A 13,854-nucleotide genomic window follows, 5' to 3' on the forward strand; every position below is an offset into this window, starting at 1 on the left:
AGCTCGCTTAATCAGTGGTCCAACGGAAACCCCAAGCACCAATCGCTAAAAATACCACGGACATGACCAGCAAAACGAATAAATGCGGTGTTACTTGCCAAAGGCTAGCGCCATCTAACATGATCGCACGGGCAGCAGTCAACGTATGCGTGAGGGGGGATAGCTGGCTTAGCCATTGCATAATCGGATTGGTACCCTCCATCGAGAACCATACGCCTGAGAGTAACATCATCGGCCAAGTCAGTAGATTCAATAAACCATCGGATAGCTCTTCACTGCGCACCCGGCTCGCAACCAATAAACCCAAGGTGATTAAGGTAAAAGTACCGAGGATCAAAACTACCAATAAATCCAGATAACTACCTTCCATCACAAACTGCATAAATAAATTCGTGAGCGTAAACACCAGTACACTCACACCCACCACTAAGACCATGCGCGACACAATTTGCCCTAACAGAAATTCGGTCGCGGTAAGTGGGGTTGCGTTCAAACGCTTAAGGTAACCATTTTTGCGATAGCGCACGATCACATAGCCCACACCCCAAAGGCAACTGAACATCATATTCATGCCTAAAATGCCGGGAATGACCCAATCCACATAGCGAATTTGTTCACCTTTCACAATCGCTTGGGTGAGTTGATGGCCTTTGCTGGCGGTTAGCAATAGCTCCAGAAAATAGCCTTTAGGTGATTCGGTATTCACCCAATAATGCATTTGCCCCGCCCGTAGATCCAAGAGCATATCCACTTGATGGCGGCCAACCTTTTTAATGGCTATCGCTTGCTGCTCAGGGGGTAAGCTATAAAAATCAATATGTTTAGTCGCTAAAAACGGATGCAGACTAGGATTAGGTTTAGCCTCAGCGGCTAAGTTCTCAGCAATCACGCCAACTTTAAACAAGGGCTGCCCATCGCCGGAAAAAATAAAAGCTAAACCTAGCACCATCACAATCGGCATCACCAAGCTCCACGATAGGGCAGAGCGGTCGCGGATAAACTCAAGGCTACGGGCATAAATAACAGCCCCAATACGCTGTAGCTTCATGGGCGGAGTCCTTTACCGGTGAGTTCTAAGAATAAATCTTCCAAACTTCGGGGGCGTACTTGTAAACCGGCTAAAGAAGCGCCTGCTTGTAATAATTCCGCAAGGGTAGCATTCACATCACGGGTACTGATTTCAATCATCGGTGTGACTTTTTCTAAGCGTCGATGTGGTAGGGTTTGAGCCGCGACGGGGAAATCACTCGCCGGTAATTCAATAATCACATCTTGGAAGTGTTCGGCGAGCAGTTGATTCGGTGAGCCTTGAGCAATGATTTTGCCATGATCCATAATCGCAATCTGCTCACACAGCTTATAAGCTTCCTCCATATAATGCGTGGTGAGTAGCACAGTTTTATTGCGCGCTTTAATCCGATTAATCAGCTCCCAAAAATTCAACCGCGCTTGTGGATCAAGCCCAGTAGTAGGTTCATCCAGAAACACGATCTCAGGATCATTCACCAAAGCAATCGCTAGCAACATACGTTGGCGTTGTCCACCCGAAAGCTTACGCGCATCTCGATCCAGATAAGCTTGCAAGGAGCAAATTTCAATCAGCTCATCCACTGACATATTTTTTGGATAGAGCCGACTGAAAAAGTTTAGATGCTCACGGACGGTCAGAAAATCTTGCAAAGCAGTCGATTGAAACTGAATGCCCACTTCGTTTTTAAAACGTGGCCCCATTGGTTCGCCTTTATATAAGATTTCCCCGGAGCTTGGGCGAATAATGCCCTCCATCATTTCAATGGTGGTCGTTTTGCCAGCCCCATTAGGACCTAGCAAACCAAAACAAATCCCAGTAGGGACAGAAAAATCAATGCCATCCACGGCTTTTATTTTTGGATAATGTTTGTGCAGATGGCGTACTTCAAGGATCGGTGTCTGGATATTCATGCCTTCATTAGAACGGATTACGAATCAGGCTGCAAGCAGTTCACAAAGCAGTTCACAGCCTAGCCTTCACTAGGCGAACCACTCTGTCGCGGTGGGTTAATGTACCCGCTTAAACGAGTGCTTCTCTATCAGGAAAGCTGCTCTTCTATTGACTGAGTAGTCAATCAACCCTAAGCTGTAGTCCCAAGTCGATGGAGATAGTCATGAGCGACCACAAAATATCTGAACGCTTCACCTTCGGTGAGTTAACAGAAGAATCGACTCCATTGCGGATCATGCACTCTACACTTGAGGAGATCAGTACCAATGGCTTAAGTGGTTTGACCACCAAAGGGATTAGTCAACGAGCTAATTTATCCACCGGGATTATTCATCACTATTTTGATACTAAAGATAATCTAGTTTATGCCGCTTATGTGTATTTAGTGCGTGATTTGCACCAATCCAGTTTAGCGATTTTCCGTGCTGAATCTGACCCAAAGAAACGCTTACAAGCTATGATTCGCATGAATTTTTCTTCAGTGCATATCTCACCTGAGGCTCGGGATGTATGGCCGCAGTTTTGGGCACAAGCAGCCCATGAAGCTCGGGCTGCACGTCTATTACGGGTGTATTATCGCCGTTTTCAAAGTAATCTTGCGCATGATTTTCGGGCTTTACTCGGTGATCGTGCCAAGGCACAGGCTGCTGCTAATCTCTTGCTAGCCAGTATTCATGGTGTTTGGTTCATCCACCGTTTTAGTGATAGCCCCAAACACTTAGAGGAATCTATTGCCTTAGTTGAGCAGAATTTAGAGTTGCTGCTTAAACCTGCATAATATAGTCGAGTGCTGCAAGCAGCTCGAGATCGGGTTTATGAAAAAAAACCCCTTGTTGCAAGTTATCAGGGTGCATACCGCGTAAGAATAAATAAAAAACGCCGCCAAAATGCGTATCCCACTGATAATCGCTTAAGCGCTGAGCTAAATAGCGATGCAGGGCGACACAGTAAATCAAGTATTGTAAATAATAATGTGCATCCGCCATCGCTTGCATGAGTTTAGGCTGAGCATAAGCATCTGGCTCATCACCTAGCCAATTTGATTTATAATCAACTAAATAATATTTACCCTCCCACCGAAACACTAAATCAATATAGCCCTTCATATAGCCGCTTAAATCTTTAAAGTCTAGGCGCTCAATCGCGGCCTGAATGGGTTGCCATAGGTCATCATCTGGCAAGAAGTGTAAGACCATTTTAAGCTTGGCAGGACTCAGTTGCTGCACTGGAAAATAAAACTCTAGTTCGTTTAAACGTTCTTTTCTCGATAAACAACTCAAAGAAAAATCAACCAGTGGATGCAAAGGTGTTAATAAAGCGGGTTGAAGTAACTGAATGGCTGCAGTTTGGAGGTTAGGGCTAAAACCTTGTCCTTTTAAGCCATTGAGAATGACCGTTTCAACCTGCTCACAGAGGGGTTGCTGAAAATCGGCTTGTTCTAGCAGGTTATGTAAACAAACTCCCGCTCGAGAACCCGTTGGAAACTGGGTTAAATCCAGTGGCAGCGGCGAACTGCTATAGAGTTCAAGGTGAGCAGGGTGATCATAATCGGGGCGATGGTCATAATCATGGGTACCCAAAGTCAGGCTACTGAAACTGCCTACCCGTAAAATTTCAGGGAGTTGTTGCTTGAACTCGCGCACTTGAAACGGTTGGCTAGACTTAGGTGCTTGATAACGTAGTGGCTCTAGTGCATCGGGCAGAGCCTGCCAACTAATGGTTGCTTGTGCTTCCTCAACGAGGTCAGTTAGAGCTTGCTGCATGAGCTGCTGGCGTTGGGCAATCGTATCAGGTTTGCCTAAGCTGCCGAGGAGCTTAGCACTAGCTGGCAAATGTCCGAATAGTAACCACGTTAAAGCCGTGTCATAGCTAAAATTTTTATAAGTCACCGCTGCACTGAGATTGACAAGTGTGCAATGGTATTGAGCACGAGTCATGGCTACATATAATAAGCGTAGATTTTCGCTGCGCTCTTCGGCTTGTCGTGCTTGTTTGGCAGCTTCTAGATTAAAGTGGCTGGCTTGTAAACAAGTTTGCCCTTCTTGTGTGTCATACCAAGCAAACCATGCTGTCTTCAGCGCTTTTTCTTGGTCATTCCATAAAAAAGGGCAATAAACAATTTTATATTGCAAACCCTTGCTTTTGTGGATAGTGACGATTTGCACTAAGTTTTCATCACTTTCTAGGCGTAATTGGTGTTCTTCACCCGTTTGCTCGGCTGCTCGGCGCTGTAACCAACGCAAACAGCCTTGCATACTCAAGGCTTGTTGGCGTGTTTCAAGATGAATCAGTTCAGCTAGATGCAACAGATTCGTCAAGCGTCGTTCACCGTCAATATAAGCCAGCAAACGCGCCCGCACCGCTCGCCGCTGTAACCAATCCCGAAACATCCGCATAAAACCCTGTTTTTGCCAAAGCGCTTGCCAACGGAAAAAGTCTTCTAGCTCATGGTCAAATAGGGCTGGGTTAGCGTCTAAGTTTGCTAAAGTTTCCGCCGTGCCACCCATCAGTTCTGTCACCAAAGCCCGCCGTAATTGGCTGATTTGGTTTGGCTGAGCAATCGCAGTCAGAACTAATCGGAGTTCTGCGGCTTCTTCAGTTTCAAAAATACCCAGTGGTGATTTTTGCACACTGGCGATACCGCAAGCTTGAAGGGCTTCTTTGATTAGACGGCCTTGGCGATGGCTGCGCACGAGTACTGCAAAATCACCACTGGTAATCGCCTGACCTTCAATATGGGCTAAACCTTGTTGGCCTTGGCATAGTAAATGCGCGATATCATTTGCCACTGCTTGAGCAACCGCTGTTTGCACCTTAGCTAAGCTAGCCGGTTGCTCAGGATCACCTTGTATATCCCAAATACGCAAAGGCGCTAAAGCGGGTTCAGTGTGTAGTTCTCCCTTAACAGTCCCTCCACTACTGACCGTTTCATAATCAATACGCTGATCATTACGAAACGGATCTTGTGAGCGAGCATACAAATAATTAAAAGCCTGCAATAATTTCGGCTGTGAGCGAAAATTGCGTGCCAAGGTATAGCGTTGTTCAGGTTTAACCCCGGTCGCAGCTTGTAGATAAGTATAAATATCTGCGCCACGGAAGCTATAAATGGCCTGTTTGGGATCACCGACATAATAAACCTGCCCTAGTGTAGGCTGGTAAATATGCTCAAACACGGAGTATTGAATCGGATCGGTATCTTGGAACTCATCAATTAAAGCTACAGGGTATTGTTCAGCCACTTGAGCAGCTAATGAGGGGCGAGCGTGTAAGGCAGTTTGCAAATTGAGTAATAAATCATCAAAGCTGAGTTGGCCTTTGAGCCGTTTGCGCTCAGGTAATTGCTCTCTTAACCACAGTAACAAGTCATAAACGAGTTGCTCTAAGGCTAGAGTTTGTATGGCTAACAGTTGTTGAAAAAGCGGTAAAAGCTCTGTTATTAAATCAAAAAAACGATGTTGAGGTGCGGCTTGCTTAGCTTTGGTTTTACTGGCTAGGGCCGGGCTGCTTAATTTTTCGAGTAAGGTGTATGTCTCTTCTTGACATTGACCGGCTAAAACTGCCTGCCAAGCGGCTAAGGCCTTCTGCACTTGGGTAGGGCTATAACTGTTTTGATTTAAGCGCTCTTTATCATGAAGGAGCTTAAGTATGTCGGTTTGTTCAGTCAGCCAAACCTGCTTGGCTTGTTCTAATAAATCCGTATAGCCTTGTTTTATAAGGATAAAATCAGTCTCAGTGACACGCGGTTGACGGATGACTGTTAGATAAGGCCGACCAATAAATTCTCGTACTTCTTGGAGAAGCTTTTCGGGTGTGATTGAACGACTGCTAAGCACTAGAGCATCTAAAGCCTGAGGGTGAACTAAGCGCTGTTGCCAGAATTGATCGGCCAGTTGCAATTGCAGCTCAGCTTCACTGGATACCAATTCACTTTCAAAGGGAATGCCAACTTCAAACGCATGTTGCTGCAAGACGCGCTGGCAAAAACTATGGATGGTGAAGACGGCTGCCTCATCAAAGCTCAACAAGGCACGCTGTAAATACCACAAGCGTTCAGGATCAGCGGGATATTGGGCTAATAAAGCTTGATATTCATCACTGGCTAGGGTTGGTTGTTCATAAGCAGCGACGGCGGCTTTTAAGCGGGCGCGAATTCGTGAACGTAATTCATCGGTGGCAGCACGGGTGTAGGTGACCACTAAGATCTTATCGACGGTGAGCAATTGCTCGAGGATTAGACGTAAATACAGCAAGGAAATAGTCCAAGTTTTGCCCGTACCGGCACTGGCTTGGATGAGATTTTTACCGTTTAAAGGAATACTGAGCGGATCAAGAGCTTGCATGCGGGTAGTTTATCGCAAGCCTCAGTGCGTTAGCTAACATTAAAAAATTTTCGTTATTTTTGGTTATTTCTTCGTGAGTTGTCAACGCGATTCAAAGTTAAGCGTTATTACGGTTAAGCTTGTGTTCAGCTACCGATGGAGGCGCTAATACAAGCTTATCGCCCAGGCACAAGGACGTGCCTGTAGTGCACTACCCCTTGATATGGAGATCGTATTATGAAATCAGTTCTTATTCCTCTGACTACTTTTATTGCTTTAAGTGCAGCCAGTGCTGTGTTTGCAGGTGCAGCGCCAGAAGCGCAGCCAACTGTCACTGTCACACCGACGGAAGTCCCTGTTGAAGTCAAAGTGGAAGTTGAGCCAACCGTGGTGACTTGCGAACCAATGGCTCAAAAAGCTTGCGAGAGTACTGAGGTTAAAGCAGAACCTAAAAAATCAGAAGCTACACAGGCTAAAACAGAGCCTAAAGAGCCAGAAGCTCCTGAAGTCAAAGTTGAGACGCCTGAGCAACCTGCTGCGGTAACGACTGATAAACCCACCCAAAGTTAATAGGGTCGGTTGATTCAGTTCAATAATCAATTATGAATAACAATTAAGTGATTCTGTCAGTATCCCCGGTTGTTAAGCAATCGGGGAATTTATGAAATATTTAGTTCAAATTTAATTCAAGTTTAGTTCAATTGTATTTTCATTCCCCAAGGGACATCCTTGCGACCTTTGACTAGCCACAATACCGGATAATTCGGCTCTAGAGTTGGAAAAAACCCTGCTGCATCGGTGAAATAAACCAAAATATCGGGAGCTTGATCTTGTTGGCTGATCCAAGTAAACACCGGACGAAAATCGGTTGTACCGCCACCCGCTAAATCTGGTGGCAAACTCAATTCTTCCCATGGCTCAAACACGCGGGGAAAACCTTCCACAAGGTCTGCATCACAAGCGAGCAAGCTAATCCGCGCCCGCACTTGGCCTTTGATGGCGTTAATTTCTGCTAAACATTCCTGCAATTCAGCATCGCTAATTGAACCACTGACATCCAAAGCGATGACCGCATTAATTTGTTGGCTTTTCAGGCTAGGGAAAATGGCTGGATTACCGCGCCGGTTGGAAGGGCGGGTATAGGTATAGTCATCACGAGCTAAACCCGTGAAATAATGTGCAAGTAGATGTCGCCACGGTAAGCGTGGACGCAGTAGTTCTTGGACTAAGCGCTTCATCACTCCACTTAATTTGCCTGCTTGTTCGGCCTGTTGTGCAGCCCCTGCCAACCGTTGCTGCCATTGAACACCTAAGTCCTCGGCTTCTTGTTGGCTTAAAGGCGGGGGCTTACCCCCATTGGCAGCAGGATCAAACTCGGTTTGATTAGGTTGAGAACTAGAAGCCGAAGTTGGCTCGCTGCTCTGGCGGGATTCAGCCGATGGTGATGGGTTGGGTTGTTGCTTGGCTGGGTCAGATTCGGATGGGCACTGATCCAGTGGATTACTCTGCTGATCTTGGCTACCTTGATGGGAAGAGTCTTCTTTATCGTATAAATGCTGATCAAGGGTTTCAGAATGATCATTATCGGCAATGCAAGGGTAAATTTCTTCGGCTGTTAGCCCCGCATACTCCTTAAGCATCAGTATACCCGGTGGGGGCTTGAGCCCTTCATCCAGCAAAATCGGATTAATCGCATAATCACAGGCCAAATCCCAGCGATGTTTAACTCGATGTTGGCGACGCACAAAATGCCCCAACGCACAGTGCAAGGCCTCATGTGCTAACACAAATTGCAGCTCGGCAGGGCGCAATTCGGCAATGTAGGCGGGGTTATAATAAAATTTTCGGGCATCCGTACCGGTGGTCGGACACCAAGCTGGCTGGGCGACTTGCAAGGGTAAACGTAAAACTAAAGCACCTAAAAAGGGTTGATCTAAAATCAGGCGGGTGCGCGCCGCGACTAATTTGTCTTCAATAGCTTGAGCGGAAAGTTCAGTCATATAGCATCACATCGCCAATTGTTTCTGCCCAAAGTGCAAATTCCGGCACACTGAACAACGGTTCGCCCACGGCACGTAGCATATCCGATACTAACATCACTCCCATTTCACGTAAGGGCAGGGCTTTGGCATAAGTCAGAATATAGCCATACACTTGTCCTGCCTGCTCGCTCCCCTGAGCACGAATGGCGCGCCCGACTAAGGCAGATGCGACCGCATATTGTAAGTCGACCTCTTGCGGTGTTTTGACCGTTTCACCGCGCAAAATAGCATCAATATCAGGCATTTGATCTAAATGATCAATAAACGCTTTCAGCTCAATACCCGCTGCCGTACCGACACAGGCTTGCAGTGTATTGAGCAAAAGCTGCGGCGAGTTCGCAAATTTTTGGAGTGCTCGATGGGCAAACTCCCAAGAGCGTGGTGTCGGGAAGGCAACCGGATTATGAGCAGGGTCAAATTTGAATAATAGCTCAGGGCGAAAGCGTAGAAAGCCAATAATGCGCTCATCGAGCTGATGTTGATACGCCCAAGCCACCCAATCATCCAGATTCAGTTCTACTTCAAAATGGGAAAAGCGATTCGCAAGAGGGGCTGGCATAGTATAAGTTACGCCACGATCACCTTGTCGATTGCCAGCTGCAAAAATTGCCCAACCCTCAGGTACGCGATAATCACCCAAACGTCGATCAAGAATCAATTGATAGGCGGCGGCGGACACACTAGGTACGGCTGAGGTGATTTCATCCAGAAACAAAATCCCTTGTGCGCCATGTCGCTGTGCATCCGGGAGCATGGCGGGAATTGCCCATTCCACTAAATTTCCTTCCCGAAAGGGAATGCCGCGCAAATCACTGGGTTCCATTTGCGACAAACGCAGATCAATCACCGGAACCGCATGACGTTGCCCGACTTGTGCAACAATCTGTGACTTACCTACGCCGGGTGGTCCCCAGAGCATGACAGGCGTATGACTCGCTTGCAAAGTGGCAAGAAATTCTTGGTCTAAAACAGAACTCAGAAATAGCGGACGCATAATTAGCCTTTAAATTAGCCTTGGTTGATAAGCTTAAGAGCATTAAAACAAATCTCAAGCCCTATAGTTTATTAGGCCGAGGGGATAGAAGGGATAGCCACGACTAGCTACACTAGGCCGCCTGCTCTTTTTCAGGGTTCTTTTGCTGCTGTTCTTGCCATTGCCGCAAGGCTTCATAGTAAATATCCCAAACACAAGGATCACAGCCGTTTTCACAGCATTCATTCGGCGCGGGTGGGAGGGGGGCTTCTTCATTCATCACGATGGGTCTCTCAATAGCATAGGCTGATTCTAGCCTAAATGGATGAGCTAAGCTTATGGCCGCTATTGGTAAACGGCTACAGCCTATCCGGTCGTGATTTAGATGAGTTGAAGTTGGACTTGCAGTAAGATGAGGATTTTTTCCGGTGAGGTTCTGATGGCAAGCATTTGACTGGGAAGCCTAACCCGCACCAAGCGCCTACAACGCAAGACCCTCTGTTCCTCTAAGTCAATCGAAATGCATGATAAGGTCATCGGTGAGTTCATCAACAGGGAGTTCTTTCAAGTCATCTAAATCATTACCTTTTCAAGGTGGTTGTCGCAAAAAACATGCAGCGCTTCTCAAGTCTTTCCGATCAGGTTTGCTAGGTTAGATCATAGCTCATGGTTAACTAAATTTAGTTAAAACTAATCGGTGGTTTATAGACATCACTGGGAAGGCGAGAAGTGGGAGGGCGCATGACCTTGGGGGCTTGGGTACAAGTTCCTGAAGTGCACCAATAGGTAGGTGAGCCATTTTTGGTGCACTCAACAAACCCTGCGGATACTACCTCACAGGCATAGCCATCTTTTTTTAAGGCATCAATGTCTATCGTGCCGCCAGCATTATTTTGACGAGCACTTAAACTTAGGCTGCTTACAATTAAGCTTATACCTAAAGTAGTTAAGATTATACGTTTCATCAGTAGCCTCGTTATTTCAGCTCATGACCAACAGCAGAATTAAAACTTTTTTCTTTGTTAAAAGTTTAATGGGTTGTTTCAATGATTTATATCCCTTAATTAGGGGAGGCTGATGGCACTCAAAATGAGTGCTGCGGATATTTTTTTGCAAATAGCTTATCATGTCGCTCTTCCTCGATTACGTTTGAACCCCACGCTCATGATACGCCTAACTGAACTGCGCCTACCGCTTGAACATAGCCCTGAAGCCTTAACCACTGCGATTTTAGAAAAGTTAGGGATAGCTGCTACCGATTTAATTGATTTCACGATCTTTAAGCGTGGTTATGATGCGCGTAAGCGGACGGCGATCAGATTGGTCTACACCTTAGAGGTGCAGGTGGCGAACGAAGCAGCGGTCTTGAGCCGATGTTCCCATGACCCACAGGTATCGCTAAGCCCGGATACGCGCTATCACTTTGTGACTCAAGCCCCTAAGGAATTGCCGCATCGTCCACTCATTATTGGTTTTGGCCCGTGCGGAATCATGGCAGGACTAGTGCTTGCACAAATGGGTTTCCAGCCGATTATTTTGGAGCGGGGTAAAAAAGTACGCGAACGCACTAAAGACACTTGGGGTTTGTGGCGTAAAAGTGTGCTCAATCCTGAGTCCAATGTGCAATTTGGAGAAGGCGGGGCAGGAACCTTTTCTGATGGCAAGCTGTATAGCCAAATCAAAGACCCGAAACATTATGGACGTAAAGTCTTAACTGAATTTGTGAAAGCCGGTGCACCCGAAGAAATTCTCTATGTTAGCAAGCCGCATATTGGTACTTTTCGTTTAGTGAAAATGGTGGAGAATATGCGTGCCCAGATCGAAGCCTTGGGGGGGGAAGTTCGTTTCCAGCGACAGGTCACTGATTTGCTGATCGAGCAGGGGCAAGTACGCGGCGTGATGCTGGCCAATGGTGAGCAATTACGCAGTGATCATGTGATTTTGGCGCTCGGGCATAGCGCCCGCGACACTTTCAAGATGCTGTTTGAGCGCAAAGTCTTTATGGAAGCCAAGCCGTTTTCGATCGGTTTTCGGATTGAGCATCCCCAAACTCTGATTGATCAAGCTCGTTTTGGACAACAGGCGGGGCATGAGTTACTCGGGGCTGCTGATTATAAATTGGTACATCATGCTAATAATGGCCGCTCGGTGTATAGCTTCTGTATGTGTCCGGGAGGACAAGTGGTCGCAGCGACTTCAGAAGAAAATCGAGTCGTCACGAATGGGATGAGCCAATATTCGCGGGCTGAGCGCAATGCTAATGCAGGGATTGTGGTCGGGATTTCGCCAGAGGATTATCCGGGAACAGTATTGGCTGGCTTGGATTTTCAGCGGCATTGGGAGTCACATGCCTTTGAATTAGGTGAGGGTAGCTATCGAGCGCCTGCCCAATTGGTGGGTGATTTTCTAAAAGGGATACCGTCTAAGCAACTCGGTCAAATCGAGCCATCCTATCAACCGGGTGTGCAGTTAACTGATTTGACAACTAGCTTGCCAGCTTATGCGATTACCGCGATTCGAGAGGCCTTACCTGCGTTTGAGCGGCAAATTAAGGGCTTCTCGAGGTATGATGCGGTGCTGACTGGAGTGGAAACTCGCACTTCTTCACCACTTAGGATTACTCGTGGCGAAGATCTGCAAAGCTTAAATCTGCAAGGCTTATATCCAGCCGGAGAAGGAGCAGGTTATGCTGGTGGGATTTTATCCGCAGGTGTCGATGGAGTTAGAGTAGCAGAAGCGGTGGCTTTGAGTTTAAATGCAGTTAACTAGCCAGTTGTTTACCTAAACCCAACGATACCAATCCTCAATGCCCAAGGTTCGACCCCAACTATCAATTAATTCACGGTCTAAGGTTTCATCAAATACTTGGTGCATACAGGCATCGAGCAATAAAGTTGCTGCTGCTTCCATCCCAACGGTTTGATAGGGGGCGAAAATATCAGGGATGTCAAACAAAGTGGCAACCATCAAGGCTTGGGCTGCATTCATGACTTGATTGGCGCGTAGCACCCTACGTGGGAACATGTCAGCGGTCATTTGTAGGCAACCAATATGCTCAACTACTTGATTAATCAAGGATTGGCGCTGAGTTGCCTGTAGCTCGGTATAATCACGATGCAAGGCAAGATCAATCAGCATCCCGACAGGCATCGAACGTAATTGCGTTAGAACTCCGCCGATCACATGCTCACTGAAATGCTCACGCTGGCTAATCGGAATTTGTGGATGCATTTGCAGCAATTCACTTTTGATCGGAGCGAGTGCCGCTGGTTCTGGCTTGAGATTAGCGCGCTCCGTTTCGGGCATTTGAAATTGATGCAAAACAAAGGCAGCTTGCCAAGCAATCAAATAATTATTTTCATCACTTGGGAGACGCAGAATAATTTCATGCCGCTCACGACCCTCGCGCCCCGCGATTTTTACGCTAGAAGAAATCGGTAAATTATAATCGTAAACAATATCAAAACCTGCACCACTGATTGCAGTCGCTTTATTTAATAAGGTTTGAGTACTTTGAGGATAGGCGGTCATGATCTATTCCATACAAAACCCTCAGCTTAAGGCAGAGGGTAGCCAAGCTTAGGGAGTGAGATTAACGGGTGATAATAGTACCCATACCTTGATCAGTGAGTAGCTCTAGCAATAAAGCATGCTCAACGCGCCCATCAATAATACAGGCATTATTTGCCCCCCCTCGAATTGCATCTATGGCACAGGTGAGTTTGGGTAGCATGCCGCCATGAATCGTGCCATCATCCATCAGCTGGAGAATCTCTGCTTGTGATAAAGCCGTCAACAACTTACCTTCTTTGTCCAAAACCCCAGGGATATTGGTCAATAAGAGTAAACGTTCAGCCCCTAAGACTTCTGCAATCTTACCAGCCACTAAATCAGCATTGATATTATAAGTTGTCCCATCTAAGCCCACTCCAATGGGTGCAACCACGGGAATAAAACGATCTTCATCTAATAAACGTAAGAAGCGTGAGTTAATCTTAGTGACCTCACCGACATGGCCTAAATCAACCGCTTCGAGTTCACCTTGGGCATTCTTAGTTTTCATCGCCATTTTTTCAGCAATAATCGTATGCCCATCTTTGCCCGTTAAGCCCACCGCTCGGCCGCCCGCTTGATTGATCAAATTGACGATCTGCTTATTTACTAAACCCCCGAGTACCATTTCAACCACATCCATCGTTTCGGCATCAGTAACACGCATACCTTCGATGAATTTGCTGTCTTTACCTAAGCGTGTCAGCATTTCACCAATTTGTGGGCCACCCCCGTGAACAACCACGGGATTAATACCGATTTGTTTGAGGAGTACGATGTCGCGGGCGAAGCCGAGTTTGAGTTTTTCCTCAGTCATGGCATTACCACCGTATTTCACCACAATGGTTTTACCTGCATAGCGCTGAATATAAGGCAAAGCCTCAACGAGAATTTTTGCGGTATCGTGAGCATCGTGTGCCATAGCGAAACTGTCCTAGATCAAGCTGAAAATGGCGGCAAGTATACCCAGTTTGCTGGCATTGG

Annotated in this window: 12 protein-coding genes and 1 pseudogene; 4 read left to right on the plus strand and 9 right to left on the minus strand. The window is 46.6% G+C overall.

Features of this window, described 5'->3' with window-relative positions:
• Positions 1-7: 7 nt before the first annotated feature.
• Entirely contained in the window at positions 8-1,048 is a 1,041-nt protein-coding gene (locus tag B5D50_RS06445; protein WP_078921764.1) for an ABC transporter permease, read from the minus strand.
• Positions 1,045-1,941: an ABC transporter ATP-binding protein gene (locus B5D50_RS06450; protein ID WP_078921765.1), complete on the minus strand. Its 897-nt coding sequence runs from the start codon at positions 1,939-1,941 to the stop codon at positions 1,045-1,047. The genes B5D50_RS06445 and B5D50_RS06450 overlap by 4 nt, the downstream gene beginning before the upstream one ends.
• Positions 1,942-2,144: 203 nt before the next feature.
• Between B5D50_RS06450 and betI the strand changes: the two genes are divergently transcribed.
• Positions 2,145-2,759, plus strand: coding sequence for a transcriptional regulator BetI (gene betI, locus B5D50_RS06455; protein ID WP_159448592.1), 615 nt, complete (start codon positions 2,145-2,147; stop codon positions 2,757-2,759).
• Here betI and recB read toward each other — a convergent pair.
• A complete protein-coding gene (recB, locus tag B5D50_RS06460; protein WP_078921767.1) occupies positions 2,746-6,324 on the minus strand; it encodes an exodeoxyribonuclease V subunit beta in 3,579 nt (1,192 codons plus the stop codon). The two genes, betI and recB, sit on opposite strands and share 14 nt — an antisense overlap.
• A 216-nt stretch (positions 6,325-6,540) precedes the next feature.
• Between recB and B5D50_RS06465 the strand changes: the two genes are divergently transcribed.
• A complete protein-coding gene (locus tag B5D50_RS06465) occupies positions 6,541-6,873 on the plus strand; it encodes a hypothetical protein (RefSeq protein ID WP_078921768.1) in 333 nt (110 codons plus the stop codon).
• Positions 6,874-6,995: 122 nt separating this feature from the next.
• Here B5D50_RS06465 and B5D50_RS06470 read toward each other — a convergent pair whose 3' ends face one another.
• The 3 genes from B5D50_RS06470 to B5D50_RS06480 all read right to left on the minus strand — a co-directional run bounded on the left by B5D50_RS06470 (position 6,996) and on the right by B5D50_RS06480 (position 9,598).
• Positions 6,996-8,303, minus strand: a complete 1,308-nt coding sequence (locus tag B5D50_RS06470; protein ID WP_078921769.1) for a vWA domain-containing protein — start codon at positions 8,301-8,303, stop codon at positions 6,996-6,998.
• Positions 8,296-9,339: an AAA family ATPase gene (locus tag B5D50_RS06475; protein ID WP_078921770.1), complete on the minus strand. Its 1,044-nt coding sequence runs from the start codon at positions 9,337-9,339 to the stop codon at positions 8,296-8,298. The genes B5D50_RS06470 and B5D50_RS06475 overlap by 8 nt, the downstream gene beginning before the upstream one ends.
• 112 nt (positions 9,340-9,451) lie before the next feature.
• Complete coding sequence (locus tag B5D50_RS06480) at positions 9,452-9,598, minus strand: oxidoreductase-like domain-containing protein (protein WP_078921771.1); 147 nt, start codon at positions 9,596-9,598, stop codon at positions 9,452-9,454.
• Positions 9,599-9,784: 186 nt separating this feature from the next.
• On the opposite strand from B5D50_RS06480, the pseudogene B5D50_RS06485 reads away from it, so the two are divergent.
• Positions 9,785-9,895, plus strand: a pseudogene (locus tag B5D50_RS06485) (IS1 family transposase); the annotation flags it as partial.
• Between the two features lie 103 nt (positions 9,896-9,998).
• On the opposite strand, the gene B5D50_RS06490 reads toward B5D50_RS06485, so the two are convergent.
• Positions 9,999-10,283: a hypothetical protein gene (locus B5D50_RS06490; RefSeq protein ID WP_078921772.1), complete on the minus strand. Its 285-nt coding sequence runs from the start codon at positions 10,281-10,283 to the stop codon at positions 9,999-10,001.
• 112 nt (positions 10,284-10,395) lie between these two features.
• On the opposite strand from B5D50_RS06490, the gene B5D50_RS06495 reads away from it, so the two are divergent.
• Positions 10,396-12,087, plus strand: a complete 1,692-nt coding sequence (locus B5D50_RS06495; protein ID WP_234975816.1) for an NAD(P)/FAD-dependent oxidoreductase — start codon at positions 10,396-10,398, stop codon at positions 12,085-12,087.
• 12 nt (positions 12,088-12,099) lie between these two features.
• Here the strand turns inward: B5D50_RS06495 and B5D50_RS06500 are convergent, their stop codons facing one another.
• Both B5D50_RS06500 and argB read right to left on the minus strand, forming a co-directional pair.
• Positions 12,100-12,849 (minus strand): hypothetical protein, encoded by a 750-nt coding sequence (locus B5D50_RS06500; protein WP_200807045.1) that lies wholly within the window; start codon positions 12,847-12,849, stop codon positions 12,100-12,102.
• Positions 12,850-12,910: 61 nt separating this feature from the next.
• Entirely contained in the window at positions 12,911-13,792 is an 882-nt protein-coding gene (gene argB / locus B5D50_RS06505; protein WP_078921774.1) for an acetylglutamate kinase, read from the minus strand.
• Between the last annotated feature and the right edge of the window lie 62 nt (positions 13,793-13,854).

The organism is Thiothrix eikelboomii (genome assembly GCF_900167255.1).
GTDB lineage: Bacteria > Pseudomonadota > Gammaproteobacteria > Thiotrichales > Thiotrichaceae > Thiolinea > Thiolinea eikelboomii.